At 64.2% G+C, this 24,635-nt stretch carries 27 protein-coding genes and 1 other RNA gene; 11 read left to right on the top strand and 17 right to left on the bottom strand.

Features of this window, described 5'->3' with window-relative positions:
• Positions 1-148 precede the first annotated feature (148 nt).
• Positions 149-718, top strand: a complete 570-nt coding sequence (gene efp / locus K2U94_RS03795; protein WP_243065934.1) for an elongation factor P — start codon at positions 149-151, stop codon at positions 716-718.
• Between the two features lie 106 nt (positions 719-824).
• Here efp and K2U94_RS03790 read toward each other — a convergent pair whose 3' ends face one another.
• From K2U94_RS03790 to dapF, 4 genes are all read right to left on the bottom strand, one after another.
• Positions 825-1,139, bottom strand: coding sequence for a hypothetical protein (locus K2U94_RS03790; protein ID WP_243065933.1), 315 nt, complete (start codon positions 1,137-1,139; stop codon positions 825-827).
• A 110-nt stretch (positions 1,140-1,249) separates the two neighbouring features.
• The gene (locus K2U94_RS03785) at positions 1,250-2,830 is read right to left on the bottom strand and encodes a hypothetical protein (RefSeq protein ID WP_243065932.1); all 1,581 of its coding nucleotides are present in this window, start codon (positions 2,828-2,830) and stop codon (positions 1,250-1,252) included.
• 96 nt (positions 2,831-2,926) lie between these two features.
• Positions 2,927-4,180, bottom strand: a complete 1,254-nt coding sequence (gene mtaB, locus K2U94_RS03780) for a tRNA (N(6)-L-threonylcarbamoyladenosine(37)-C(2))-methylthiotransferase MtaB (protein ID WP_243065931.1) — start codon at positions 4,178-4,180, stop codon at positions 2,927-2,929.
• Positions 4,177-5,070, bottom strand: a complete 894-nt coding sequence (gene dapF / locus K2U94_RS03775) for a diaminopimelate epimerase (protein ID WP_243065930.1) — start codon at positions 5,068-5,070, stop codon at positions 4,177-4,179. Before dapF ends, mtaB begins: the two co-directional genes overlap by 4 nt.
• Positions 5,071-5,210: 140 nt before the next feature.
• Here dapF and K2U94_RS03770 point away from each other — a divergent pair, with 140 nt between their 5' ends.
• Positions 5,211-5,933: a GyrI-like domain-containing protein gene (locus K2U94_RS03770; protein ID WP_243065929.1), complete on the top strand. Its 723-nt coding sequence runs from the start codon at positions 5,211-5,213 to the stop codon at positions 5,931-5,933.
• Positions 5,934-5,963: 30 nt separating this feature from the next.
• Here K2U94_RS03770 and leuB read toward each other — a convergent pair whose 3' ends face one another.
• From leuB to ffs, 7 genes are all read right to left on the bottom strand, one after another.
• Entirely contained in the window at positions 5,964-7,070 is a 1,107-nt protein-coding gene (leuB, locus tag K2U94_RS03765; protein ID WP_243065928.1) for a 3-isopropylmalate dehydrogenase, read from the bottom strand.
• A 158-nt stretch (positions 7,071-7,228) separates the two neighbouring features.
• A complete protein-coding gene (locus tag K2U94_RS03760) occupies positions 7,229-8,938 on the bottom strand; it encodes a porin (RefSeq protein ID WP_243065927.1) in 1,710 nt (569 codons plus the stop codon).
• 377 nt (positions 8,939-9,315) lie between these two features.
• Positions 9,316-10,977 (bottom strand): porin, encoded by a 1,662-nt coding sequence (locus K2U94_RS03755; RefSeq protein ID WP_243065926.1) that lies wholly within the window; start codon positions 10,975-10,977, stop codon positions 9,316-9,318.
• Positions 10,978-11,481: 504 nt separating this feature from the next.
• Positions 11,482-12,087, bottom strand: a complete 606-nt coding sequence (recR, locus tag K2U94_RS03750) for a recombination mediator RecR (protein ID WP_243065925.1) — start codon at positions 12,085-12,087, stop codon at positions 11,482-11,484.
• 1 nt (position 12,088) lies between these two features.
• Entirely contained in the window at positions 12,089-12,409 is a 321-nt protein-coding gene (locus K2U94_RS03745; protein ID WP_243065924.1) for a YbaB/EbfC family nucleoid-associated protein, read from the bottom strand.
• A complete protein-coding gene (locus K2U94_RS03740) occupies positions 12,410-14,257 on the bottom strand; it encodes a DNA polymerase III subunit gamma/tau (protein WP_243065923.1) in 1,848 nt (615 codons plus the stop codon).
• A gap of 55 nt (positions 14,258-14,312) precedes the next feature.
• Positions 14,313-14,409: signal recognition particle sRNA small type (gene ffs / locus K2U94_RS03735), an RNA gene on the bottom strand.
• 92 nt (positions 14,410-14,501) lie between these two features.
• Here ffs and K2U94_RS03730 point away from each other — a divergent pair.
• Positions 14,502-14,921 carry an HIT domain-containing protein gene (locus K2U94_RS03730; RefSeq protein ID WP_243065922.1) on the top strand — a complete coding sequence of 140 codons (420 nt, stop codon included), beginning with the start codon at positions 14,502-14,504 and terminating at the stop codon, positions 14,919-14,921.
• A complete protein-coding gene (nudC, locus tag K2U94_RS03725) occupies positions 14,918-15,889 on the top strand; it encodes an NAD(+) diphosphatase (RefSeq protein ID WP_243065921.1) in 972 nt (323 codons plus the stop codon). The genes K2U94_RS03730 and nudC overlap by 4 nt, the downstream gene beginning before the upstream one ends.
• Here the strand turns inward: nudC and K2U94_RS03720 are convergent.
• The 4 genes from K2U94_RS03720 to K2U94_RS03705 all read right to left on the bottom strand — a co-directional run bounded on the left by K2U94_RS03720 (position 15,886) and on the right by K2U94_RS03705 (position 18,526).
• Positions 15,886-16,314, bottom strand: a complete 429-nt coding sequence (locus K2U94_RS03720) for a CBS domain-containing protein (protein ID WP_243065920.1) — start codon at positions 16,312-16,314, stop codon at positions 15,886-15,888. The genes nudC and K2U94_RS03720 overlap by 4 nt on opposite strands.
• A 75-nt stretch (positions 16,315-16,389) precedes the next feature.
• Complete coding sequence (locus K2U94_RS03715) at positions 16,390-16,683, bottom strand: helix-turn-helix domain-containing protein (RefSeq protein WP_243065919.1); 294 nt, start codon at positions 16,681-16,683, stop codon at positions 16,390-16,392.
• A 116-nt stretch (positions 16,684-16,799) separates the two neighbouring features.
• Positions 16,800-17,444, bottom strand: coding sequence for an aminotransferase class IV family protein (locus K2U94_RS03710; RefSeq protein ID WP_243065918.1), 645 nt, complete (start codon positions 17,442-17,444; stop codon positions 16,800-16,802).
• Positions 17,396-18,526 carry an aminodeoxychorismate synthase component I gene (locus K2U94_RS03705; protein ID WP_243065917.1) on the bottom strand — a complete coding sequence of 377 codons (1,131 nt, stop codon included), beginning with the start codon at positions 18,524-18,526 and terminating at the stop codon, positions 17,396-17,398. Before K2U94_RS03705 ends, K2U94_RS03710 begins: the two co-directional genes overlap by 49 nt.
• Positions 18,527-18,624: 98 nt before the next feature.
• Between K2U94_RS03705 and queC the strand changes: the two genes are divergently transcribed.
• The 4 genes from queC to K2U94_RS03685 all read left to right on the top strand — a co-directional run bounded on the left by queC (position 18,625) and on the right by K2U94_RS03685 (position 21,135).
• A complete protein-coding gene (queC, locus tag K2U94_RS03700) occupies positions 18,625-19,314 on the top strand; it encodes a 7-cyano-7-deazaguanine synthase QueC (protein WP_243065916.1) in 690 nt (229 codons plus the stop codon).
• 101 nt (positions 19,315-19,415) lie between these two features.
• Positions 19,416-20,444: an MBL fold metallo-hydrolase gene (locus K2U94_RS03695; RefSeq protein WP_243065915.1), complete on the top strand. Its 1,029-nt coding sequence runs from the start codon at positions 19,416-19,418 to the stop codon at positions 20,442-20,444.
• Positions 20,445-20,494: 50 nt separating this feature from the next.
• A complete protein-coding gene (locus tag K2U94_RS03690; protein WP_243065914.1) occupies positions 20,495-20,845 on the top strand; it encodes a 4a-hydroxytetrahydrobiopterin dehydratase in 351 nt (116 codons plus the stop codon).
• 122 nt (positions 20,846-20,967) lie between these two features.
• Positions 20,968-21,135 (top strand): hypothetical protein, encoded by a 168-nt coding sequence (locus tag K2U94_RS03685; RefSeq protein WP_243065913.1) that lies wholly within the window; start codon positions 20,968-20,970, stop codon positions 21,133-21,135.
• Here K2U94_RS03685 and K2U94_RS03680 read toward each other — a convergent pair.
• Entirely contained in the window at positions 21,132-21,986 is an 855-nt protein-coding gene (locus K2U94_RS03680; protein WP_243065912.1) for a prephenate dehydratase, read from the bottom strand. The two genes, K2U94_RS03685 and K2U94_RS03680, sit on opposite strands and share 4 nt — an antisense overlap.
• Positions 21,983-22,723 (bottom strand): 3-deoxy-manno-octulosonate cytidylyltransferase, encoded by a 741-nt coding sequence (locus K2U94_RS03675; protein ID WP_243065911.1) that lies wholly within the window; start codon positions 22,721-22,723, stop codon positions 21,983-21,985. The genes K2U94_RS03680 and K2U94_RS03675 overlap by 4 nt, the downstream gene beginning before the upstream one ends.
• 136 nt (positions 22,724-22,859) lie before the next feature.
• On the opposite strand from K2U94_RS03675, the gene K2U94_RS03670 reads away from it, so the two are divergent.
• The 3 genes from K2U94_RS03670 (at position 22,860) to K2U94_RS20405 (ending at position 24,620) form a co-directional block, all read left to right on the top strand.
• Positions 22,860-23,393, top strand: a complete 534-nt coding sequence (locus K2U94_RS03670) for a c-type cytochrome (RefSeq protein ID WP_243065910.1) — start codon at positions 22,860-22,862, stop codon at positions 23,391-23,393.
• A 161-nt stretch (positions 23,394-23,554) separates the two neighbouring features.
• Positions 23,555-24,211, top strand: coding sequence for a CorA family divalent cation transporter (locus K2U94_RS20410; RefSeq protein WP_252393663.1), 657 nt, complete (start codon positions 23,555-23,557; stop codon positions 24,209-24,211).
• Between the two features lie 25 nt (positions 24,212-24,236).
• Positions 24,237-24,620 carry a CorA family divalent cation transporter gene (locus K2U94_RS20405; RefSeq protein WP_252393662.1) on the top strand — a complete coding sequence of 128 codons (384 nt, stop codon included), beginning with the start codon at positions 24,237-24,239 and terminating at the stop codon, positions 24,618-24,620.
• The last annotated feature ends 15 nt before the right edge of the window (positions 24,621-24,635 follow it).

Genomic DNA, 24,635 nt, shown 5'->3' with positions numbered 1-24,635 from the left:
GCGCCATTGCTCCGTCGAGGTGACAAAAAACTGGCTTTGCGGCGGCGATTGAGTATAGGTGTCGCCGCAAGCTTCAAGAAAGGTCCATAGACCCGACAGCCCGTCCCTTCAACCGGCGCGGCGGGCGTCGCTGCAAGGAAACCGACGCGTGAGAATCATCGCCAGCAACGTCCGCAAAGGCAATATCATCGAGCATGAGGACGGCAACCTCTACGTCGTGCTGAGCGCCGAAAGCTTTTTCCCCGGCAAGGGCACGCCGACGACCCAGATTGACATGCGCCGCCTGTCCGACGGCAACAAGACCTCGGTGCGTTACAAGACGACCGAACAGGTCGAGCGCGCCCATGTCGAGGACATGAATTTCAGCTATCTCTACCAGGATGGCGACGGCTACACCTTTATGAATGACGAGAATTACGAGCAGGTGATCGTGCCGCCCGACGTGATTGGCGAACAGGCCGCCTATCTGCAGGAAGGCATGAAATGCATCCTGTCGATCTTCAACGGCCAGGCCGTGGCGATCCAGCTTCCCACCCGCGTGACCCTCGAAGTGATCGAAACCGAGCCGGTGGTGAAAGGCCAGACCGCCTCATCCTCCTACAAGCCGGCCAAAATGGACAATGGTCTGCGCGTGATGGTCCCGCCCCATATCGGCGTCGGCGCCCGCATCGTCGTGCTCACCGAGGACAATTCTTACGTCGAGCGCGCCAAGGACTGAAACAGGTCCTGAAAAGCGGAACCAACGTTGCGGAAACGATTATCCACGAACAAGAACTTCAGCGGGGGCCGGGCATTCGTCCGGCCCCCGTTTTGGTGTGCGCCGTTCAGCGCTGGTAGAAGCCCGGCACGCCGAAATTGCCCGGCAGGAGCCAGTCGCCGAAACTGTCGTTGCGATAGGTGCCCCCCGGCGCCGGGGACGGATGTTTGATGTTGCCCGCATAGCGGTCCTGGCTGTCGACCGGCACGACATTGCCGGGATCGAGAAAGCTCCGCTTGGTCACGGTCAGTTCGGCGGCGTGCGCATCCGTCTGCACCCGAGACGTGGGCTGGCGGCTCTTGTGCTTGCTGGCGGCCTCTGCGCTGGCGCTGACCAGCGCGCCGGAGGCGAGCGCAAGAATGAAAAGGGACGTGCGACGCATGTTGGGCTCCTGACAGATGACGCCAATCTAACGCTTCGGCGCGGCAAGCGATAGCGAATCGGCCTAAAAAAAACAAAATCCGGTCCCGCGCGGCTTTCCTGCAACCATTCCTATCGCGCCCGCCGCCGCGCCGCCCCCGCCTCGGCGCAACCCGGACGGCCACGCGCCTCGGCGACGGCGAAGAAGTCGCGCAGAGGCTTGTCGTCTCCAGCCGAAACCAGATCGAGCCGGTTGACGAGGCAGGCGAGTTCGCCGGCGCTGAAGGGCGCGTCGCCCGCCCCGCAGGCGAAGCCGGCGATGGTCAGACCGGGCGGCGCGACGTTGAAGCGGAAGCCCCGGCAATTGTCGCGCGCCTGCCGGCCCTTGCGCATGGCCATGGCCGCCGTCTCGAAATCGCCGAAACGGGTGGTCCGGGCCGCAGGCGCGTCGGCGCTATCGATGCTGATGCTGACCGCGGCGGCGCGCCGCGCCATATCAACGAAGAAGGGCGGCGCGGCGACTCTTTCCGTCCCGTGGCGATAGACCGCGAGCCTTACGAAAGGCTCCTTGCCGGCGAAATCGCCAAAGGTGAGAAAATCCTCTCGTCCGCCGCCCGGCGAATGACGCCGCGCCTCGTAGACGAGCTTTTCGTCGGCGACGAGCGGCGCGGCAAGATCATAGTACTCGAAGGGCTTCGAGATTTCGGCCCAGCTCGGGCGCGGCGGCGCGGTCTGCGCGCCAACGGTCGCCTGGACCCCGGAATCGCTTGTCGTGCGCGGCCACTGGGCGAGAAAGCCGGCCGCGGCGAGAATCGCGAGGCCGACGGCGGCGATTTTGAGAATCGGCGCGCTATGCGCCAGAACGAAGCGAAAGACCGGCCGCAGGACCAGGCTGACCCGCCAGAGCGCCTTGCCCGCGAGGAAAATAGCCGACGCCGCGCCGTCGGCGGCGCTCGGCTTGTCGTCGACCGGCGGACGAGCGGCTTTCCGCGCCGCCATGGGGTGGAATTCCCGGCGATATTCATCGGCCAGTTCCGCCGCCCAAGCCTGTTCAAGACTCTCGTCGGGGCTTGCCGACGCCGCCGGCCTTTGGCTTGAACCGCGAAAAACGCGGGCGCTTTCCGTCGGCGCCGCGACGTCGCGGACATCCGGCGCCTCGGCGGGCCCGCCGCGATCGAGCCGCGCCTGAACGGCTTTGACCTCCCGGCGCCGCGCTTCGAAATCCGGCTCGCGCGCCTGGAACTCCGGCTGGCGCGCCCGGGCCCGGCGCGCGCGCAATTCGGCTTCGGCGCGCTCCAAAGCGCCTTGCGCCTCGGCCGGAGCGCCGAAAGCGCTCCTTTCGGCGCTGGGCGCGGTTGCGGGAACCGGCCGCAGGCGCGCGGCCAACAAGGCGAGGGCGGAGCGCAGAGACCCAATCTCCTCGATCGCGCGGCGGCGCAAGTCGAGACCGGGCCGACGCGCCGGAATCGGCCGGGATCCGGCCAATTCGCGCTCCACTCCATAATCCTTCGTTGGCGCGCCTTTTCGGCGAAGAACCGACATCCAATCTTTCGCGCGTTGCGTGATCAGCGCCGCTAAACTCGTATCGATACGCACGCCCCGCAATGGATTTTTCGGCGCCCTGACGACGCGGGACTTGTCCTGCTCGGCGAGCGAAGTCCGGACATAGGCGCGGAAATCGCTTCCGCGGCGGAAACTTGTGGTCGGCGGCATGACATTCCCTCGCGCTCAGTCGAGCGCATCACATGCCGTCAATTTGACGAGAATTGTTCGAGTCTTGTCTTACCGCGCCGCGGGCTTCTCGATTAACTATGAAAAAAAGGTTACCTCCAGCGCGCCTCCGGAAAATCCTTTGGCCACCCCGCTCACCAGCTGTCCCGGCGCGAAGCCGGCCGTGCGGACCGGGGTGAAATCCTCGGCGCGGCCCATGAAGCCGCGCTCGGTCAGAATGCGCAGGCTTCGCCCGGCCTGCGCCGCCAGATGGCGCGCCAAAGCCTGTTCTCCCGCTTCGCGCAGCCGCGCCGCGCGCGCCTTGATGGCAGCCGGCGCGACCGGTGGCATGCGCGCGGCCGGCGTTCCGGGGCGCGGCGAAAAGGGAAAGACATGAAGGAAGCTCAGCCCGCAGTCCTCGATAAGGGCAAGGCTGCGCGCGGCGGCGTCCTCGTCCTCGGTCGGAAAGCCGGCGATCAGATCGGCGCCGAGCGCGATGTCCGGGCGCAGACGGCGAAGCTCGGCGCAGAAGGCGACGCTTTCCGCGCGGCTGTGCCGCCTTTTCATCCGCTTCAAGATCAGGTCGTCGCCGGATTGCAGGGAGAGATGGAGGTAAGGCGCGAGCCGTTCCTCCTCGGCGAAGGCCGCCAGCAGATCGGCGTCGGCCTCGATGCAATCGATGGACGAGAGCCGCAGGCGCGGCAGGTCCGGCAATTCGCGCAACAGCAGCCGGACCAGCTTGCCGAGCTTCGGCGCGCCGGGCAGATCGGAGCCCCAGTAGGTGAGATCGACGCCGGTGAGCACGATTTCCTTGTGGCCGGTTTCGACGAATTTGCGCGCCTGTTCAAGCGCGGCTTGGGGCGTCACGGAGCGCGATCGCCCGCGCCCGGCCGGAATGACGCAGAAGGTGCAGTCATGGTCGCAGCCGTTCTGCACAGCGAGAAAAGCGCGGGTATGGCCCTCGATCGCCGTCAGAACCGGCGCCGGCTCATTGGCGCGCCGCGCGGCGTCGCTGAGAGGCGCGACATTGACCCGGTTCGGAAAATGGCTCCACGACAGGGCGCGGGTCTTTTCCGCATTGCCCATGACATGGGCGACTTCGGGCATGTCAGCGAACATTTCGGGCTCGATCTGCGCGGCGCAGCCGGTGACGACGATCCGCGCTTCGGGCCGTTCGCGCTTCATCCGGCGGATCGCCTGACGCGCCTGGCGGGTTGCTTCCGCCGTCACCGCGCAGGTATTGACGACGACAAGGCCGCTTTCGCCGCCCTGCGCCGCCAATTCGCGGACGGTCTGCGATTCGGCGAGATTGAGACGGCAGCCGAAGGTGACGACTTCGACCTTCTCCGTCATGCCGGCGCCGGCGCGAAAAGATCGGGCGTGAGGATTCGAGAGAATTCGACCTCCACCGGCCCGGTCATGACGACGTGATCGTCCGCCCGCCACTCGATGGCGAGATCGCCGCCCGGCAGCGAAATTTTCGCGCGGCGCCCGGTCAGGCCGGCGCGCGCGGCGGCGACCAGGGTCGCACAAGCCGCCGTGCCGCAAGCGAGCGTCAGGCCGGTCCCGCGCTCCCAGACTTTCAGCCGGATCGCCTCGCGCGAAAAAACCTGAGCGAGCGAAATATTGGCGCGTTGGGGAAAGATCGGGTCATGTTCCAGAACCGGGCCGATCGCGGCGAGATCGAAGGCCTCGATTTCAGGGACGAAGAAAATGGCGTGGGGATTGCCCATGCTGACGCAGGAGGCCGCGGGCAAGCCGAACCGGCCAAGTTCGACCCTTCCTGTGTCCGCGACCTCGCGGGCGAGCGGAATTTCCCGCCAGCCGAGCCGGGGCGGCCCCATATCGACAGAATAGGACAGCGCGCCCTCGCGCCGCACCGCCAAAGGCCCGGCGGAAGTGGCGAGCTGAAGCGCTTCCGCGCCCGAGAGTCCGGCGAGATAATGCGCGACGCAGCGCGTGCCATTGCCGCAGGAGGCGGAAAGCGAGCCGTCCTGATTATAGATGGTCATGAAGGCGTCCTGCCCCGGCGCCTGCGGGTCGGACAGGACCATGAGCTGGTCATAGGCGAGCCCCGGCGCGCGCGCCAGCGCCCGCGCGTCCTCCACGCGCGGCAGAAACCCGGCGCCGCGCAGATCGAGCACGAGAATGGCGTTGCCGGCCCCGTTCATTTTGACGATCTCGCGTCCCGCCAGGGGATGGCCGGGTGTGTCGATGGCGGAGGCGGCGGATAGATCGGTCATCAAACGGTCCGGGCGCGTTCATGTGCGGTTTAAGCGGAATATAGGAGAAAAGTCCAAGGACGGCCATAGAGCGGCGCGGCTCCGGGCGGTAGTATGGGCCGGCGCACGCCCGCGCGCTACGTTCAAGCGAGAGCTCACGAATGCGGATCGACAGAATGTTTTCAGGCGCGGCGCTGCTGCGGCCCATGATCTTCGCCCTTGCTCTCGTCGCGGCCTCCTTTCCGCTCGCGGCGCAGCAGCCCCCTGCCCCGGCGGCAAAGGCCGCAACTGCGCCCGAAGGCGCCAAGCCGGAGCCCGCAAAACCGGCGACGCCGGCGCCCGGCCCGGCCGTCGCGCCAAAAGGCGACATTTCCTCAAAGGACGGTTCGATCAAGGAAGAGAATGTCGCCGCCCGGCCCGTGATCGAAAGCCATGACGCGGCGGACTGGGAGGAAGGCTTCGCCAAGATCAACGAGGCGCTCGCCAAATTACGCGCCGCCGCGAAAAAGGCGGGGCTCAAGGAAAACGGCCGGCCCATGGCGGTCTTCACCGAAACCAACGACGGCGGCTTCAAATTCGACGCCATGATCCCGGTCGACGCCCAAGCCGGCCCCCAAGGCGGCCCCCAGGCCAACACCCAAGCCGGCGCCAAGCTCGACCTCGGCCCCGGAATTTCGCTCGCCCAGTCGCCGAGCGGCAAGGCGCTTCGATTTGAGCATCGCGGCGCCTATGACGACATCGACAGCACTTATGACGCCATCGCCGCCTATATGGACGCCAAAGGCCTCGAGGCGCGCGACCTCTACGCCGAGGAATATCTGACCGACGCCAAGGATTCGGGCGACATGAACGAACAGGTCGACATTCACGTCTTCCTGAAGTGACCGCCGCGTGGCGCGGCGGTCGGCCTCCGGTCAGAGTGTTTTTTGCAGGGACGCGGCGACGGCGTCGCCCATCGCTGAAGTGGAGATGGTTTGCGTCGCGTCGCCCTTGATGTCGGCGGTGCGCAGGCCCGCGGCGAGCACGTCGGCGATGGCCTTCTCGATCATGTCCGCTGCATGGCCGAGGCCGAAGGAATAGCGCAAGGCCATGCCGAACGAGCCGATCATCGCGATCGGATTGGCGATTCCCTTGCCGGCGATGTCGGGCGCCGAGCCATGCACCGGCTCATACATAGCCTTGCGCTTACCCTCAGCGTCGGCCTCGCCGAGCGAGGCGGAAGGCAGCATGCCGAGCGAGCCGGTCAGCATCGAGGCGACGTCGGACAGCATGTCGCCGAACAGATTGTCGGTGACGATCACGTCGAACTGCTTGGGCCAGCGCACGAGCTGCATGCCGAGGGCGTCGGCCAGCATATGTTCGAGCTTGACGTCGGCATAGGATTTCGCATGGACCTCGGCGACGACTTCCTTCCACAGCACGCCGGACTTCATCACATTGTGCTTTTCCGACGAGGTCACCTTGTTCGAGCGCTTGCGGGCGAGCTCGAAGGCGACCTTGGCGATGCGCTCGATCTCGAAAGTGTCGTAAACTTGGGTGTCGATGGCGCGCTTCTGGCCATTGCCGAGATCGATGATCTCCTTGGGCTCGCCGAAATAGACGCCGCCGGTCAATTCGCGCACGATCATGATGTCGAGGCCCTCGACGATCTCGCGCTTGAGCGCGGAGGCGTCGGCGAGCGCCGGATAGCAGACGGCGGGGCGCAGATTGGCGAACAGGCCCAGGTCCTTGCGCAGGCGCAACAGGCCGGCTTCGGGGCGGACGTCATAGGGCACATTGGCCCATTTCGGCCCGCCGACGGCGGCGAGCAGCACGGCGTCGGCGGCTTGCGCCCGCGCCATGTCGTCCTCGCCGATCGCCTTGCCATGGGCGTCATAAGCCGCGCCGCCGACGAGACCTTTCTCGAATTCGAAGGTCGCAACGCGCGCATCGGAGAGCACTTTGGCGACCTTTTCGACCTCGGCCGTGACTTCGGGACCGATGCCGTCGCCCGGCAACAGGAAAATTTTATAGCTCGCCATGATTCGCCTCGCGGTCGCGCGTTCTCCAAACGGCTGCTTTGCTACTCGCGAGGCCTGCCATTGGCAAGCGGCCTTGGCGGGGCGCCGGCGGGCCGAAACAAAATCCCGCGAGCGGGAGCCTCGCGGGATTTCGCCTGACGGGGAATCGGGCGGCGCGATCAGAAGGTGAAGCGCGCGCCGACCACCGGGGCCCAATTGGTCAGATAATTGAAGCCGAGCGCCGTGAGCTTGCCCGCGGGCGACACCGTGCCCCCGGCGATGCCGCCGTCCACCGTCGAAACCTCGAGGCCGCCATAAACGTCGAACCGTTTCGTAAAGTGGTAATCGGCGAAGGCCGAGGCGGCGTTGAGATCGCCCGCGCATTGCGCGGCCTTGCTGCTTTGGTTGACCGCGGTGATGCAGGTCAGGTTCTGGTAGTCCGTGCCAAATTGATTCTGGCTGACGTGATAATAGGCGCCGATCAGTTCGAGCTTGGAATTATAGGCATAGCGCACGCCGGCCCAAAACGTCTGCAAGATCTTGGGATGCGGGTAGAAGTTGTTATTGACCGAACTCAGTATATAGCCGCCCTCCTGGTTGGTCGCGCCGACGCCGACATTGTCGGACGGATTCTGCAGCTCGTCATGGGCATAGCCGGCGAAGAACTTGAATTGGTTCCAGCTGTATTTGGCGGCGAGTGCGAAGCCGACGTTGTCGGAGATCAGCGCTTGCAAGGTGTTGGCATTGTTCCCGGTCGAATTGACGACGATCCCGGAATTGCTGGTGAAGACGCTCGCGCCGGCGAGCTGCGCGGCGCTGAGCGGCGAATTGCCGCCCGCGATCACGACCGCGTCGTGATAGACGCCGCCCACCGCATCGATGTTCAAAGCGCCATAGGTTCCGCCGAGGTTGAACTGATAGGCGGTGTTGCTGGCCGGATAGCAGGTCTGAATCGCGCCGGCGACGGCGGGCCGCCCGACATAATTGCAGCCCCCATTTCCATCTGCGAATTTATACATCGCGCCGAAATGAACCGGACCATAGGTCACGCGATATTTCAGCGAATCGTCCCAGCGCGCGTCTTCGGTGGCGCCGAGGCCCTGAACGAACTGCCCGTTATAGGCGATCGGCGAGAAGGAATAGGCGGCGCCGGTCGGGTCGTAATTGACGACGAGATCGACCGAGAACGGCCGATGGCGGCCGAAGGTCAGCTCGCCGAAGGTTTTCGAGGACAGACCGACAAAGAGCTGATCGTTGAAGGCCTGACCGCCGCGGCCGCCGTCGCCGGAGAAGGAATAGGACTGGCGCGGCAGGCCCTGGTTCGACACCAAAGTTCCGGGCATGTTGGCGAGCTGGCCGGATTGCGGATTGATGCCGGTCGAGGCCATGAACACGCCGGCGAGGCCCGGCAGCAGCTCTTCCTCGCCCTTCACGCCGAGGGTGGTCTGGGAGAGATTGTTCTGCGCGACGCCCCAACGGGCGTGGTTGGTGTATTTGTTGATGAGAGACTGGCCCTCGTAGTTCTGGCCATTGTCCGGCAGGCCGTGGCTGACATAGCCGACGCCGGCGTCGATCGTGCCGAACACGGTGATGCCGTTCCAGGTCAGCGGTCCTTCCCCGTTGAGGAGGTCGCCCGAGGTCTTGCCCGCCTGCGCCAGGAAGGATTGCGGCGCGGGCGCCGCCGCATGCCGCCTTTCGACGGCTTTCGCCTGGGCAGCCTGTTTCCGCTCCAGCCGCTCAAGCCGCCGTTCCAGCGCTTCGTTCTGTTTCGCCAGCGCGGCGGCTTCCGCCTTCAACACGGCGACGTCGCTGGAGGGATCCGCCTTGGCCGCTCCGGCCGAGATCGTCACGGTCGAGGCCGCGACAGCGGCCAATACAATTCTCTTCATTAAGCTCTCCATTGCCGCGCCGCGCGCAAAGACCGCCTCCGACGCCGATATATGGAAACGCGAATATAGTGCGATATGCGCGCGTTAGATCGGTCAACCGATTGCTAGCAATGAATAATTACCATGGAAAGTCCTGAAATTCGCCACACCGAGGACCCATTGCCTGCCCGCTATGCAAAACCCCTTAAAGTTGAGGAATTTTTCGGCGACTCGGCGCCGCAAGCAACGTCAGGGAAAGTTTTCTGACTTCATGTAATAAATTTACCACATTGAAAAACGCGGCAACGCCTGCTGAAAACGGAAAATCCCGCGAGATCGCTCTCGCGGGATTTCGATTTTGAGTCTCGTCCCTTCCGGGCTTTCCGGGGAAAGCGCGATCAGAAGGTGTAGCGGACGCCGGCAGTCGGGGCCCAGTTGCTGGTGTAAAGATAGCCGGCCGCCATGCCGCCGCCCACCTGGGTCCACATCAGACCCGCGTAAGCGTCGAAGCGCTTCGTGAAGTGATAGTCGACATAGCCGGAGACGCCGTTCAGATAGCCCGAGCAATTGCCGGAGCGCGTGGCCCGGCCATAGTCGCACGTCAGGATCTGGGCGTTGGTGCCGAAGCCGTTCTGCAGCTCATGATAATAAGCCACGGTGAACTCGGTCTGGGCGTTGAATGCGTATTTGATGCCGCCCCACATTGTTTGCAGGATCTTGTCGTGCGGGAAGGCCGTGTTGCTGACGGAAATCACCGAATAACCGCCCTGGCCGATATTTGCGCCGATGCCGATCGGATCGCTCGGGTTCGAATAATGGTCGTTGGCGTAGCCGACATAGAACTTGAACTGGTTCCAGGTGTATTTGCCGGCGAGCATCCAGCTGGTGATGTCGGCGGCCGTGCCGGCCAGGTCGGGGCTCATGAAGTTCGGCAGGACCAGCGTGCCGACCGTGGTGTTGCCGACGCCGAGCGTGCCATAGGTGACCGCCTGGTTGAAGTGGCTGACCACGCCGTCCAGCTCGAACCCGGCATATTTGCCGCCGACATTGAACTGATAGCCGTCATTGGCTGTCTGCAGAGGCGTATAGAGGTTGCTGGCGGCCGCGCCGCCGCAATGGTTGGCGCCCGTGCCGCCGATGCAGGTGACTGCGCTGCCGGCGGTGCCGTCGACGAATTTATACAGGGCGCCGAAATGCACCGGACCATAGGTCAAGGTGTACAGCAGGGTATTGTCGAGGCGCCCGAGGTCGGTCATGCCGAGACCGGCGACCGGCGTTCCCGAATAGCCGATGACCGAATAGTTATAGGCGGCGCCGGCCGGGTCGTAATTGCCGAGCAGCGAGTTCGACAGCGACTTGTGACGACCGAAGGTCAACTCGCCGAAGGTCTTGGACGACAAACCGACATAGAGCTGGTCATTGAAGGCCTGACCGCCGCGGGTGCCGTCGGCGTTGACCGACTGGTTGGCGAGCGGCACGCCATTGTTGGAAACCTGCGAGCCAGGCGCATTGGCAAGCTGACCGGACTGCGGGTTGATGCCGGTCGAGGCATAGAACACGCCCGCCCAACCGGGGAGAATTTCTTCCTGGCCCTTGATGCCGAGGGTAGTCTGCGACAGACCGCTCGGCGCCATGGTCCACAGCGAATGATTGCCGAACTTCGACAGCAAGCTATTGCCGGCGTAGAAGTCGCTGCTGAGCGGCGCGCCGTGCGACGCATAGCCGATGCCGGCGTCGAACGTGCCAAAAATGGTGATGCCGTTCCAGGTCAGCGGGCCTTCGCCGTTGAGGAGCTGGCCCGGGACGTTCGAGGCCTGCGCCATGAAGGAGCCGGCGGACGGCGCGGCGGCAGGCGCCGGCTGGCGGGCGAGGATCGCCTGTTCCCTGGCCTGCTGCTTCTCGATCTTGCCCAGACGCTTCTCAAGCGCGGCGTTTTCCTTCTTGAGCGCCGCGGCCTGGGCCTTGAGAGCCTTCACCTCGCTCGCCGTCTGCGCGTTCGCGGCGCCGGCGGCAGAAAGGATCGCCGTCAAGGCGACCGCCGCCATCAATTTGGTTTTCATGCCCGTCTCCTTTGTGCGAGCCGCCGCGGCGCGGAGCGCCATCAGGAAGCTCATTCCAACAGACCGCGGCCCAGCCGCGGGTGTGAAATCTGATCACGAAGGCGTGATCGCCCTGCGATTGACTATCGATTATTGGGGAGGCGGGTGCTTGGCAATGGAGGCGAACGGAATAGAGGCGTTTTTTCGCCATAAAGATTCCATGTGTTGCGCTGACGCAATAGTTGACCCTTGGACCAAGGGCTTAATCCTGCGAAATTTGAAAGGTATATGAAAGCGCCAAGCATTGTGACGTTTTAATTCATGAAAGTGTCATAAAAGCCGAGCCATTCATCCAAAGATCGATTTTGGCAGGCAATAAAGCCTTCCGCCCGGCTCCGGCCGCGCGCGCCGCCTTGCCATGATCTATACGAACTTCTGTTACGTAACTATTTGCGAATTGGTCGCGAATGGGGCGCGGATAAGGCAAGAAACGCGGCTAGCGCCCCTGCGCGCCCTCAGGCGCCCTCAGAAATCCGTCCGGCTTCTGAGCGCCGCCGCCAGCGTGCCTTCGTCGAGATAGTCCAGCTCGCCGCCGACCGGAACGCCATGGGCGAGGCGGGTGCATTTCACATGGCAGGGGCCGAGAAGTTCGGTGATGAAATGGGCGGTGGTCTGGCCGTCGACCGTGGCGTTGACCGCGAGAATGACCTCCTTCACCCCGCCCTCGGCGACCCGCCCGATCAGCTTCGCAATATTGAGATCGTCCGGGCCGATCCCGTCGAGCGGGGAGAGCGCGCCGCCGAGCACATGATAGGTTGCGCTCAGAACGCCCGCGCGCTCCAGGGCCCACAGGTCGCCGACCGTCTCGACCGCCACGATCACGCTCGCGTCGCGGCGCGGGTCGGCGCAGATGCTGCACGGGTCGGAGGTGTCGATATTGCCGCAGACCGAACAGGTCACGATTCTGTCCTTCGCGACCCGCATCGCTTCCGCCAGCGGCCCGAGCAGTTCCTCGCGCTTGCGGATCAGGTGCAGGGCGGCGCGGCGCGCCGAGCGCGGGCCGAGCCCCGGCAGGCGGGCGAGCAACTGGATCAGCCGTTCGATTTCGGGCCCGGCGATGCGTTCCGCCATGTCAGAACGGCAGTTTCATTCCAGCCGGCAGACCGAGGCCGGCGGTCATGTCCTTCATTTTTTCTTCCAGCAGACTTTCCGACTTGCGCCGGGCGTCGGCATGAGCCGCGACGATCAGGTCTTCGAGAATTTCCTTCTCGTCTTCCTTGATCAGCGAGGGATCGATGGCGAGCCCCTGCATCGCGCCCTTGGCGGTCATCGTCACCTTGACGAGCCCGCCGCCCGAAAAACCCTCGACCGTGATATTGTCGAGTTCGGCCTGCATTTCCGCCATTTTGGCCTGCATGGCGCCGGCCTTTTTCATCAAGCCCATGATGTCCATTCAAAAATCCTCTTCTTCGGAATCGTCGATATAGGCTACGTCGTCGAGAACCGCTTCCGGCGCCTCGGTCGGCGGCGGCGTTTCCGCTTCGCCGCCGCGCACGGCGACGATCATGGCGCCGGGAAACTGCTCCAACGCCGCGCGCACGAAGGGATGCGCCTGAAGGCCGATTCTTTTCTCGTTTTCCGCGGCCTCGGCCTGTTCCATCAGGCTGGGCGCGCCCGCGGCCGAAGACAGCGCGACCATCCAGCGCTGTCCGGTCCAATCCTGCAATTTCCGCGTAAGCTGCGCCGCAAGGCCCGGCGCGCCGCCCTCCGCGAGCGCAAATTCCAGCACGCCGGGCTCGAAACGGACCAGACGCACGTCGCGTTCGAGCGCCGCCTTGATCTGAATGTCGCGCTTTTCGCCCGCGAGCGCCACAAGATCGGCGAAGGTTTTCAGTATGACAGTCGGCGGCCCTTCCGGCGCCGGAGCGGGCGACGGCGCGGTCTGCGCGGCGAGACGCGGCACCGAGCGCGCGGCGGCGCCGGCCCCCAGCGACGGCCCCGACGCGGGGACAGATGGCGGCGGCCGGGAAAGCCCTGACGCCGGCCCGCCACGCTGCGCGTCGAAAAATCTCTTCAGCGCGTCCTCGGGCGTCGGCAGGTCGGCGGCGTAAGCAAGCCGCACCAGCACCATATCGGCGGCCGGCAGCGGGCGCGGCGAATCCTTCACCTCCTCGACGCCCTTGACCAGGATCTGCCAGGCGCGCGACAGCACCGACATCGAAAGATCTTGCGCGAAAAAGGCGCCGCGCTCGCGTTCGGCTTGGGTCGCGGCCGGATCGGCGACATTGGGCGCGACCTTGGTCTTGGTGACGAAATGAACGAAATGGGCGAGATCGACCAGGACCTGGGCCGGGTCGGCGCCAGCGTCATATTGCTCCTTGAGATTTTCCAGCGCCGCCGCGATCTCGCCTTTCATCAAAGCGTCGAACAGATCGATGACCCGGGCGCGGTCGGCAAGCCCCAGCATGAGGCGCAGGTTTTCGACGCCGATCGGCGCGCCGGCGCCGTGGGCGATGGCCTGATCGAGGAGGGATAGGGCGTCGCGAACGGAGCCTTCCGAGGCGCGGGCGATCAAGGCGAGGGAATCGTGCTCGATTTCGACCCTTTCCTTGTCGCAAATCATGTCGAGATGGCGGATCAGGGCGTCGGTCTCGACCCGGCGCAGGTCGAAGCGCAGGCAGCGCGAGCGCACCGTCACCGGCACTTTCTCGATTTCGGTGGTCGCGAACAGGAATTTGACGTGTTCGGGCGGCTCTTCGAGCGTCTTCAACAGGCCGTTGAAGGCGGATTTCGAGAGCATGTGCACTTCGTCGATGATATAGACTTTCGTCCGCGCCATCACCGGCTTGTAGCGCGCGCTGTCGACGATCTCGCGGATGTCGTCGATGCTGGTGTGGGAGGCGGCGTCCATCTCGATCACGTCGACATGGCGCGATTCCATGATCGCCTGGCAATGGACGCCGATCTCGTCCATATGGACCGTGGGCTTGTCGATCGCCGGATGGCCATCGCGCGCGGGAACTTCGTAATTGAAGGCGCGGGCGAGAATGCGCGCGGTGGTGGTCTTGCCGACCCCGCGCACGCCGGTCAGCATATAGGCCTGATGGATGCGGCCGAGCATGAAGGCGTTGGAAAGGGTGCGGACCATCGGCTCCTGGCCGATGAGGTCCTCGAAACGGGACGGGCGATATTTGCGCGCCAGAACGCGATAGGCGCCGGAGGTCGCCGCTTTCTGCGGCGGGTCGCCAAACAGGGCGCCGGATGCGCTTTCAATCTGATTTGGCGCGGGATCGTCGATCATCAAACCGCCGTGAGAAGGCGCCAGCGGTCGTCGGGCGCGGATATACCCTTCAAAGGGTGGGAGGTTGAACGAAGACCCGCCCATTCTCGTTAGGGCTGCTTCCTTCCGGACCTGACCCGGTTGGCGAGTGGAACGTCCACCGCCAACCTCCCGCCGCCTATTTGGACCATGAAGGGCCTTTGCGCAAGGGGGCGCTTGTCTCATTCGCGCGAAGGCGCTACGCCGGGAGCGCCTGGGAGGCAACATGACCTTCATCCTCGATCCCCGCCTCGCCGCCGACACGTTTTTCGTCGGCGACCTCGCGCTGTGCCGCGCCCTGTTGATGAACGACAGCCGCTTTCCCTGGCTGATCCTTGTTCCCCGCCGCGCGAACTTGAGCGAAATCCACGAGCTTTCGCGCGAGGAACGGGGGCTGCTGATCGAGGAGGCGGCTTTTTCCGGCGAAAGGCTCAAAAGCCTGACGGCGGCCACGAAGATCAATGTCGGCGCGCTCGGCAACAAGGTCTCGCAATTGCACCTCCATGTCGTGGCGCGATTTGCGGGCGACGCGGCCTGGCCCGGCCCGGTCTGGGGCGCGGGGACGCCCGAACCCTATGCGCCCGAAGCCGTATCGGAACGGACACGCGCTTTCAGCGCCGCGCTCGAACTGGCGGGCGGCGCATGAGCGCCTGTGACCTTGCAATCGGCTTTGCCGGCAACACGCTCGACAGGCTTTCGGAACTGCGCGAAGACGCCGCGCGGCTCGCCAAACTGGCGCTCGCGCCGCAAGCCCGCGCGGTCGTTTTCGTCCAATCCATGCCGGTTCTGCGCGCCGAAGGCGAAACACTCGCCGCGCTCCATCCGCTTCCCAAAGCGCGGGCCCTTGGTTCGATCCTGGCGGAAGTTCTGCTGGGGCGCGATGCGACGGGACCGATTTTCGCTTTGTTGCTGCCCGACGAGGCGGCGCAAGCGGAGGCGCCGCTCGACGCCGCCGCCTTTATCGACCAGCGCCGGCTGGTCCTGCCCGGACGTCCCGAACTGCAAATTCACGATCTCCGCTCGCTGGCCAACAAGCAGGCGCTGCCGCGCGAGGAAATCGCCGTTCTCGCGCAGGCCAAGTCCATCCTGCATTATCATGCGCATCATCGCTTTTGCCCGCGCTGCGGCGCGCTGACGCTATCGGTCCATGGCGGCTGGCGCCGCGATTGTCCGGCCTGCGACTCAAGGCATTTCCCGCGCACCGATCCGGTTGCGATCATGATGGTGACGGATGGCGATTTCTGTCTGCTCGGCCGCCAAATGCACTTTCCCGAAAAAATGTATTCCTGCCTCGCGGGCTTTGTCGAAGGCGGCGAGACATTTGAAGAGGCGGTGCGCCGCGAGGTGAAGGAGGAGGCCGGAATCCTGGTCGGCGCGGTTCGCTATGTCGCCTCGCAGCCTTGGCCCTTTCCGGCCTCGATCATGATCGGCTGCGAGGCGCGGGCGCTTTCGCGGGAAATCGTCATGGACCGCGAAGAACTGGAGGATTGCCGCTGGTTCAGCCGCGCCGAGGCCCGCGCCATGATCGAGGGCCGCCACGACCAGGGGCTTTTCGCGCCCAACCCCATCGCCATCGCGCACACGCTGCTGGCGCATTGGCTCCGCAAGGATTAGCTGTGGATATAATGCAATAACTGTTCGATGGTGAATTCCTGGTTGCCGATGATCGATTTCACGAGATCACCCATCGAAATCAGCCCGACCAGTTCGCCGTCGCTGAACACCGGCATATGGCGCAGCCGCGTCCGGGTCATCACAGCCATGCATTCCTCCACCAATTGTTCGGGTCTGGCGTAGGGCAGATCGGTCTCCATCACGGCCCTTACCGCGGTGGTCGGCGAGGTCCGGCCTTTCAGAACGACCTCGCGCGCATAAGCGCGTTCGGTGATGAGGCCGACCACCCTGCCGGCTTCGATGACGACAAGCGCGCCGATATTCTGCTCGGCCATCGCCTTGATCGCGTCGAAGACAGTGGCGTCCGGGCTGATTGAGGCGACGTCGCCGCCCTTTTCCTGAAGTATTTGCTTGATCGTCGTCATTTCGCCCCCCAAACTATTTCATTCGCCAGAATACCCCTCAGCGGCCGACCGGGCGATCGCCCTCTTTTTCGGCGGCTAACAGTCATTTTCCGCGTTCAGGTCTTCAAGCGAGATGGTCGCGTCACGCGCCTGCCTCTTCAGCCGCACGCCAGCCCCGCCGCCCTTGTCCTCGATAAATTCCACGCCCGCCGTTTCGAGCGCCCCCCGGATCGCCGCGACCGTGCGCGGATGCGGCGACCTTTTCCCCTTTTCGAAATTGGAAAGGGTCACTTTCGAAACCTGAGCGTGTTCAGCCAGAATTCCGGCGGTCAGCCCCAAACCGGCGCGCGCCATCCGGCATTGTTCGGGGGAGATGAGTCTGTCGATCACGGCCGAGCCTCCGCCATCGTCGCTCAGCGTATCCGCCATCTTCGCTCAGCGTAAACGTGAATAATATGCTCAACATTGAGCTGAATTTATGACGCGGAAGCGGACCACGACCAAGCTTAGACCAATCGCGCCGACAGCAGGCCGCGCAAGGAATTGCCGACCAAAAAACCTTCGCCGAGGTCGGACAAGCGCAGGACTTTTTCGCGGGCGCGGCCTTCCGCCAGCAGATGCGCGCGCAACACGCCGGGCAGCAGGCCGCTGGCGACCGGCGGTGTCAGCAAGGCGCCGTCGCGTTCGACGAAAACATTGGTTCGCGCGCCCTCGCAGACCTCGTCCTTTTCATTGAGGAAAATCACTTCATCCGCGCCGGAGGCCGCGAACGCGTCCTCGTAAAGGGCGCGGACTGTGGTCTTGTGGCGCAGCAGCGGATCGCACGAATCGAATCTTTGGGCCGCCACCGCGACCCGCCAGATTTTTTGCGGCGGATCGGGGGCAAAAGGCGCGGCGGAAATTTCGATGGCGCCGTCGCGTGACAAAAGGATTCGCACGCGCAAGGCGGGGGAGTCGGCGCCGGCGCAAGCGTCAGCAAGCGCCGCGTCGAAGTCTTTGGGCAAAAAGGAAAAACCCAATGCCGACGCTGAGGCCGCCATGCGGGCGCGATGGCCCTCGACCAGCCAGAAGCCTGCTTCGCGGGTCCAGAGCAAAGTTTCGATCAGGCCGAAATCGGCTCGCCCGTCAGGAACCGGGCTTTCAGCAGACATTCTTCATATTCCTCTTGCGCATGCGAATCCGCCACCACCGCCGAGCCGACAGGGCAGGTCAGTTTGCCGTCCGGCGCAAGGGTCAGGGTGCGGATGGCGACATTGAAGCGCATGTCGCCGCCCGGCGCGATGAAGCCGAAAGCCCCGCAATAGACGCCGCGCGGAACGTTCTCCAGTTCGGCGATGATCTCCATCGCCCTGATTTTCGGCGCGCCGGTGACCGAGCCGCAGGGAAACAGGCCGGCGAAAATGTCTTGCAGCGCAAGCCCCGGCCGCAGCCGCGCCTCCACGCCCGACGTCATCTGGTGCAGCGTCGGAAAAGTCTCGACCGAGAAAAGGTCCGAAACTTTTACCGAGCCGACCTCTGACAGACGGCTGAGATCGTTGCGCAACAGATCGACGATCATCAGATTTTCGGCGCGGTTTTTTTCGCTGCGCGCCAAAGCCTCAACAAGCGCTTGATCTTCCTCCGGCGTCGCGCCGCGCGGGGCAGTGCCCTTCATCGGCCTCGTGAAGATTTTGTCGCCGCGCGTGAAAAAGAATCTTTCCGGCGACAACGAGAGAATGGTCTCGCCACCGAGCGCCACAATCCCGCCGAGCGCGACCGGCTGGCGCGCCCTCAAGTTGCGATAAAGGTCGAGCGGCTCGCCCCGCCAGCGGCCCTCGATCGGGAAGGTCAGATTGACCTGATAGGCGTCGCCTGCGGCGATATAGTCGCGGCAGGCGGCGAAGCGTTTGGCGTAATCCGCGAAATTCCAGGCCGGACGCAAGGCCTCGATCGTTCCCGCGCCCGCCGCGTCCAGCGCCGGCGCCTCGTGCGGCGCATCGAACACGCCGAAAAGCAGAAGCGGCCGGACGCCCTCCTTTTCCAGCAGCGGCGCGAGGCGCGGCTCGAAGGCATAGCCGCATTCATAAGCCACGAAGCCCGCAACATAGAAATTTTCGCGCACGGCCGCCTGCAAGGCGGTAAAAGCCCAGCCAACCTCCTCGGCCCGATAAGCCGCGACGATTTTTCGCGGCACGGTGAAGAGCAGCGCCCCGGCGGCTTCGCGGTCTTCGATCAGGCAAAAAGGCGCGTCCAATGGCAAGCTCGTTTTCCCCCAGCGCGGGGCATAATGCAGACCAATGCGATTGGCAAAGCCCGCTTGGGCGTTGTAGGCAAGACCTTTGGAGGTGAAGCATGGCGCTCGTTCTTTTTTCCGGCGGGCAGGATTCGACCACCTGCCTGGCCTGGGCTCTGGAGGGTTACGAGCGGGTCGAGACGATTGGCTTCGATTATGGCCAGCGCCATCGCATCGAGCTTGACCAGCGCGCGATTCTGCGCGGGGCGCTCGGCGAAATGAAACCCAAATGGGCGAAAAAACTCGGGCCCGACCATGTGCTGGAGCTTGCCGCGCTCGGCGCCATTTCCGACACCGCGCTCACCAGCGCCAAGGCGATCGAAATGGGCGAAAAAAACCTGCCCAACACCTTTGTGCCCGGCCGCAACCTCATTTTTCTGACTTTCGCGGCGGCTCTCGCCTATCGCCGCGGCCTGACGCGCATCGTCGGCGGCATGTGCGAGACCGATTTTTCCGGCTATCCCGATTGCCGCGACGACGCCGTCAAGGCCATGCAGGTCGCGCTAAATATCGGCATGGAAAGCCGTTTCGTCCTGGAAACGCCGCTAATGTGGCTCGACAAGGCGCAAACCTGGGCCTTGGCCCAAGATCTCGGCGGCGCAGGCCTTGTCGAGACGATCGTCGAGCACAGCCACACCTGCTATCTCGGCGAGCGCGGCGCGCGCCACGACTGGGGCTATGGCTGCGGCGAATGTCCAGCCTGCCGCTTGCGCGCCGACGGTTTCAGGAAATGGCGCGCAGGGAAGTGAAACCCCTTCCCTGAACGGGGTTCTCCCTGCCGCCGGCTCCCTTTTTCTTGCGCCAAGCTGAACCATTCATCGCCTCCACAGTTATGAATCGGGAGGCAGGAATGATTTTCGAGACTTTCGCGGCCGGCGGTTGCAAGTCCTATCTGATCGGTTGCGACAAGAGTCGGGCGGCCGCGCTCATCGATCCCGAACTGTCCCTGATCGACCATTATCTGGGCGCGGCGAGCCAGCACGGCGTACATCTCCGCTATCTGATCGACACCCATACCCACGCCGATCATTTTTCGGCGGGCCGGGAGCTGGCCAAAACCGTGGCGGCGCCGGTGGTCATGCATCGTCTGAGCCCCGCGCCTTTCGCCGACCTGAGGGTCGATGACGGCGACATGCTGATCGTCGGCCAGATCAAGCTGAACGTCCTGCACACCCCAGGCCACACCAGGGATTCGATGTGCCTGTTCGCCGGCGATCGGGTTTTCACCGGCGACACTCTGCTGATCGGCGGCACGGGCCGGACCGACCTGCCAACTGGCGATCCCCGTTCGCTTTATGAAAGCCTGTTTGACAAGGTGTTGAAACTGCCGCCGGAGACCCTGGTTTTCCCGGCGCATGACTATAAGGGGCGGACGAGTTCGACCATCGCCGCCGAACTCGCCAACAATCCCCGCCTCCAAAAAAAGGAGCGGGCGGAATTCGTCGCGATGATGGAAAAGCTCGACCTTGCGGCGCCGACCCATCTGACCGAGGCTTTGCGCACCAATATGAGCGGCGGGAAAACCGTGGCCCAATTGCTCGCCGAAGCGGGCGCCAGGGTGCCGTTCATGTCGCTCGCCGCGCTCCGGCAGCGTGTCGGCGGGAACAGCCACGATCTGGTGATCATCGACCTGCGCGAAGGCGACGCTTTTCGCGCGGGACACATTCCGGGAGCCAGGCATTTGCCGCGCGGTCAGCTTGAACTTCGCATCAATTCCGAGCTTCCGGATCCGACGGTGCGCATCCTGACCTGTTGCGAGTTCGGCAAGATTTCGACGCTCGCCGCGGCGACGCTGCGCGAACTCGGCTATTCGCGGGTGACCGCCCTCGACGGCGGCGTCAACGCCTGGCGCGAAGCCGGTTACGAACTGGAGACATAGCGCGGGAAAGGTCAGCGCCGCGAGGGAAAGCGATCGCAGGAGGCCTCGACATGACCGGGACGCTGGAAAGCAAGAGCTGCACGCCCTGTCGCGGCGGCGTTCCGCCGCTGACTCGCGAAGAAGCAGCGGCCTATCTCGCCAATACGCCAGACTGGCGCCTGTCGGAGGACGTCAAGCTAATCGATCGCCGCTTCACATTCGCCAATTTCCAAGACGCTTTCGCCTTCGTGCGGCAGGTCAGCGAATTGGCGGAAAGCGAAGGCCATCATCCAGACATCGCTTTCGGCTGGGGCTATGCTCAAATTTCCCTGCAGACCAAGAAAATCAAAGGCCTGCACGAGAACGACTTCATCATGGCCGCCAAGATCGACCGGCTGTTCTCACCGGAAAAGAACGGCTAACCCGGCCTGGCGTCTGCGCATTCAACAATCCGAATTGCTGACGATTTGAAGAAAAATCGCACGAAATATTAGATAAATTATCCCCATCCTTCCCCTTTCGCGACCAATCACGGGAGGAAGCGATGGAGACGAGCCTCGAAACCTTCGTGCGGCCGGACTTGTTCGTCGCCTATCTGTTCGCCTCAAGCGAACTGCTGATGACCGCCGGCTTCGCCTGGCTGGAGGACTATGCCGAGGCATTTGGCATGGGCGCCGCCGAACCGGAGGAAAACGACAGAGCGGACAGCTAGGACCGCTCGCCGCCGAGCTGCTGGCGGAACGAATGCGCGGGGTAGGAGCCCAGAATCCGCACTTCCTCGGAAAAAAACTGCAATTCCTCCAGGGCGCGGGCGAGATTGCGGTCCTGCGGATGGCCCTCGACATCGACCAGAAACTGGGTCGCTGCAAATTCGCCATTGACCATGTAACTTTCCAGCTTGGTCATGTTGACGCCATTGGTGGCGAAGCCGCCCAGCGCCTTATAGAGCGCCGAGGGCACGTTGCGCACTCGGAAGACGAAGGTCGTGATCATCGGGCCGTCGCCGCGCGGCTCGGCGCGCGGCTCGCGTGAGAGAACCACGAAGCGGGTGGTGTTATGGTCCTCGTCCTCGACGAAACGGGCGAGCACGTCGAGCCCGTAAATGTCGGCAGCGAGCAGCGGCGCGAGCGAAGCGCGGGTCTTGTCGCCCCATTCCGCGACCTCGCGCGCCGAGCCGGCGGTGTCGCCGGTCGTCACCGCTTTCAAATTGTATTTCTTGATGATCTTGCGGCATTGGCCAAGCGCATGGACATGGCTGTACACGCTGCGCAGATCCTCGATCTTCGCGCCCTTGACGCCCAGCAGATGAAAATGGATCGGCAAGAAATATTCGCCGATGATGTAAAGGCCGGAGCCGGGCAGGAAATGATGGATGTCGGCGACCCGGCCGGCGAGCGAGTTCTCGATCGGGATCATGCCGAGTTCCGCCCGTCCCTCGGTGATGGCGGAAAAAGCGTCCTCGAAACTCGCGCAGGGCAAGGTCTCCCAGCCCGGATAGACGTCGGAACAGGCGATGTGGGAATTGGCTCCCGGCTCGCCCTGATAGGCAATGATCTTCTTCATTTCCGGCTCATCAGAATTTGTCGCGCGCGCGCCAGATCCTCGGGCGTGTCGACGCCGAGCGGCACGGTTTCGACGATTTCGACATCAATGCGCATGCCGGCCTCGAGCGCGCGCAATTGCTCGAGCTTCTCGCGCTTTTCCAGCGCCGAGGGCGCCAAGGCGACGAAACGCTCCAGCGCCGCGCGGCGAAAGGCGTAAAGCCCAATATGGTGATAGAGGTCGCCCTCGCCCCAGGGCGCGGTCGCGCGGGTGAAATAGAGCGCGCGCATTCTGGTCGGGGAAAGCGGCGAACCGACCGCCTTGACCACGTTGGGATTGGTCCGCTCCTCGTCGCGCGCGATCCGGGCGGCGAGGGTGGCGATCTCGACGGAATTGTCGGCGAGCGGGGCGAGCGCGGCCCGCACGCTCCCCGGATCGATGGTCGGCAGGTCGCCCTGCAGATTGACGATCACGCCGAAACGCCGGTCCGGATCGTGGATTTGCAGGGCGGCGGCGATGCGGTCCGAGCCCGAGGGCAGGCCGGGATCGGTCACGACCGCCTCGCCCCCGGCGCGACGAATCGCCGCAGCGATTTCCGGCCCGTCGGCGGCGACGAGCACCGGCCCGATCCCGGCCTCGACCGCCCGGCGCCAGACCTGAACGATCATCGGCGCGCCGCAAAGCTCCGCCAGCGGCTTGTCGGGCAGCCGGGTCGAGGCGAGGCGGGCGGGAATGACGGTGAGGACTTCGGTCGGCATCGGGCGAAACAATGGGGCGAAACTGGAGCGAATCGGTGGACGAAAAGACGTTGCTTATCCGAGGTTTTGCCGCTTATACGTGTTGCCAAGCATCAGGCAAAGCGTTTATCAGGAGCCGCTCAGGGGAGATCGCTGGATGTTACTTCTCGATTATCGTGTTTATGGCGCGCTGTTTGGCAGCATTTTGTTCGCCCTTTTTCTCGGCGTCTTCAGTGACGCGCTCGTCGTCAGCAGTCCGGCCAATCCCCCCGGCTTCGATCTTCCCAGCAGCGCCGGGCCGGTGAAAAAGGCCGCCGCCCCCGTCGCCACGCCCCTGCCCGTCTTGCTCGCCAAGGCCGATCCCAAAAAGGGCGAGGCGCTCGCCAAGGTCTGCGCCACCTGCCACAATTTCAAGGAAGGCGCCGGCGCCAAGGTCGGCCCGGACCTCTGGGGCGTGGTCGGAAGGCCCAAAGGCAGCGTCGCCGGCTTCGGTTATTCCGACGCCATGAAGAAGAAGGGCGGCGACTGGACCTTTGCCGACATCAACGAGTTCATCACCAATCCCAAGGCCTTTGTGCCCGGCACGAAAATGGGCTTCGGCGGCGAGGCGAATCCCGAGAAGCGCGCCGACATCATCGCTTTTCTGCGCACGCTTTCCGAAAAGCCGGTCCCCCTGCCGCCTACGAAGTGAGAGCCGCGCAAATTCGATCACTGAAGCCGGGGGCGCGAGCCTCCGGCTTTTTGTCGCCGCGCCTGTCAAAAATCCGTCAGCCAACAGTCGTTTAAGGGCCGAAAGCCGTTTAAGGGCCGAAAGTCGTTAAGGGCAATGCGGGTTTTCGGGCGGCGCGTCTCATGGCCATCGATCGTCTCAACGCCGCGCTCGTGACCGGCGTTCCCGGTTGCAACTGGATTGTGCGATTCGAGGACTCCGGTCATGTCGAAGTCGGTTCGGCGGCCGATCTCGATCGGATCGACAGTCCCGGCGAGGGATATGTCTGGCTGCATCTCGATGCGATCGATCGCCGGTCGGGTGATATATTGCGCGGCGTAAAGTCGCTGACCCCCGCGGCGCGGGAGGTCCTCTCCGGCGACCCCAATCATCCTTTCGTGGAATTCGCCGACCGGCTGGTGTTCGGCGCCCTGGTCGATCACAGCCACAGCATGGACGGCCCGCAGGAAGACACCGATTATCTGCGTTTCGCCTGCGGCCCGGGTTTCGTCATCACCGGCCGCAGGATTCCCCTTTGCTCGGCGGACGCGACAAGGCGCGCGCTGGCGGACGGCGCCAGGGCCGCGGCGCCCGTGGCTTTGTTCGACCTGCTGGTCGCCAATCTGTGCAAATGCTCCGGCGCCTTGATGCGGGAGGTCGCGGCGACCCTCGACCGGATCGAGGACAATGTCGTGATCGAAGGCCGCGGCCGCGACCAGCGCGCCAGTCTCGGCCGCGCAAGGCGGAGCGCCGTGCGGCTCGCCCGCCACGCCACCGGGCTTCAATCCACCCTGGAATAGTTGGAGGACGCGGCCAAGGCCGGCCATGGCGGCCTATGCCGAGGTCGCGGGGAGCCTGGGTCAGCGGGCGGATGCGCTCGCCCGCGACGCCGCCAACCTGCAGGACCGTGCGCGCATGCTGCAGGACGAGATCAACGCCATCCTCGCAACCGAAACCAACGACCGGCTCTACACCCTCACCGTGATCACCGCGATGCTGCTGCCCGCGACCCTGATCACCGGCTATTTCGGCATGAACACCAAGGCGCTGCCCTTTGCCGAGAACGAATACGGCACGGTTTTCGCCACCGTCATCTGCATCGCCGCCTCGTTCGGCGCGCTGCTGATCCTGCGGAAAATGGGTCTGGCGGGGCCGGACGACCCGTCCGCGTCCGAGCGTTCGGGCCGGAGTCCGAAGCGAGGCCCCTGACCGCCGCCCATTCGG

Source organism: Candidatus Rhodoblastus alkanivorans (genome assembly GCF_022760755.1).
Taxonomy (GTDB): Bacteria; Pseudomonadota; Alphaproteobacteria; order Rhizobiales; family Beijerinckiaceae; genus Rhodoblastus; species Rhodoblastus alkanivorans.
Note: the sequence above shows the minus strand (reverse complement) of the source record. Positions and strands in the feature narration are given on the sequence as shown.

Bases quoted from the DNA above. Each gene is read 5' to 3' on its own strand.
- K2U94_RS03710 (WP_243065918.1), bottom strand. From the start codon at position 17,444: ATGTCTGCTGAAAGCCCGGTTCCTGACGGGCGAGCCGATTTCGGCCTG.
- recR (WP_243065925.1), bottom strand. From the start codon at position 12,087: ATGGCGGAACGCATCGCCGGGCCCGAAATCGAACGGCTGATCCAGTTG.
- K2U94_RS03760 (WP_243065927.1), bottom strand. From the start codon at position 8,938: ATGAAGAGAATTGTATTGGCCGCTGTCGCGGCCTCGACCGTGACGATC.
- K2U94_RS03690 (WP_243065914.1), top strand. From the start codon at position 20,495: ATGACCGGGACGCTGGAAAGCAAGAGCTGCACGCCCTGTCGCGGCGGC.
- K2U94_RS03720 (WP_243065920.1), bottom strand. From the start codon at position 16,314: ATGACGACGATCAAGCAAATACTTCAGGAAAAGGGCGGCGACGTCGCC.
- nudC (WP_243065921.1), top strand. From the start codon at position 14,918: ATGAGCGCCTGTGACCTTGCAATCGGCTTTGCCGGCAACACGCTCGAC.
- K2U94_RS03755 (WP_243065926.1), bottom strand. From the start codon at position 10,977: ATGAAAACCAAATTGATGGCGGCGGTCGCCTTGACGGCGATCCTTTCT.
- K2U94_RS03770 (WP_243065929.1), top strand. From the start codon at position 5,211: ATGCGGATCGACAGAATGTTTTCAGGCGCGGCGCTGCTGCGGCCCATG.
- K2U94_RS03685 (WP_243065913.1), top strand. From the start codon at position 20,968: ATGGAGACGAGCCTCGAAACCTTCGTGCGGCCGGACTTGTTCGTCGCC.
- K2U94_RS03790 (WP_243065933.1), bottom strand. From the start codon at position 1,139: ATGCGTCGCACGTCCCTTTTCATTCTTGCGCTCGCCTCCGGCGCGCTG.
- mtaB (WP_243065931.1), bottom strand. From the start codon at position 4,180: ATGACGGAGAAGGTCGAAGTCGTCACCTTCGGCTGCCGTCTCAATCTC.
- K2U94_RS20405 (WP_252393662.1), top strand. From the start codon at position 24,237: ATGGCGGCCTATGCCGAGGTCGCGGGGAGCCTGGGTCAGCGGGCGGAT.
- K2U94_RS03740 (WP_243065923.1), bottom strand. From the start codon at position 14,257: ATGATCGACGATCCCGCGCCAAATCAGATTGAAAGCGCATCCGGCGCC.
- queC (WP_243065916.1), top strand. From the start codon at position 18,625: ATGGCGCTCGTTCTTTTTTCCGGCGGGCAGGATTCGACCACCTGCCTG.
- K2U94_RS03680 (WP_243065912.1), bottom strand. From the start codon at position 21,986: ATGAAGAAGATCATTGCCTATCAGGGCGAGCCGGGAGCCAATTCCCAC.
- K2U94_RS03670 (WP_243065910.1), top strand. From the start codon at position 22,860: ATGTTACTTCTCGATTATCGTGTTTATGGCGCGCTGTTTGGCAGCATT.
- K2U94_RS03695 (WP_243065915.1), top strand. From the start codon at position 19,416: ATGATTTTCGAGACTTTCGCGGCCGGCGGTTGCAAGTCCTATCTGATC.
- K2U94_RS20410 (WP_252393663.1), top strand. From the start codon at position 23,555: ATGGCCATCGATCGTCTCAACGCCGCGCTCGTGACCGGCGTTCCCGGT.
- leuB (WP_243065928.1), bottom strand. From the start codon at position 7,070: ATGGCGAGCTATAAAATTTTCCTGTTGCCGGGCGACGGCATCGGTCCC.
- dapF (WP_243065930.1), bottom strand. From the start codon at position 5,070: ATGACCGATCTATCCGCCGCCTCCGCCATCGACACACCCGGCCATCCC.
- K2U94_RS03730 (WP_243065922.1), top strand. From the start codon at position 14,502: ATGACCTTCATCCTCGATCCCCGCCTCGCCGCCGACACGTTTTTCGTC.
- K2U94_RS03785 (WP_243065932.1), bottom strand. From the start codon at position 2,830: ATGCCGCCGACCACAAGTTTCCGCCGCGGAAGCGATTTCCGCGCCTAT.
- K2U94_RS03675 (WP_243065911.1), bottom strand. From the start codon at position 22,723: ATGCCGACCGAAGTCCTCACCGTCATTCCCGCCCGCCTCGCCTCGACC.
- K2U94_RS03745 (WP_243065924.1), bottom strand. From the start codon at position 12,409: ATGGACATCATGGGCTTGATGAAAAAGGCCGGCGCCATGCAGGCCAAA.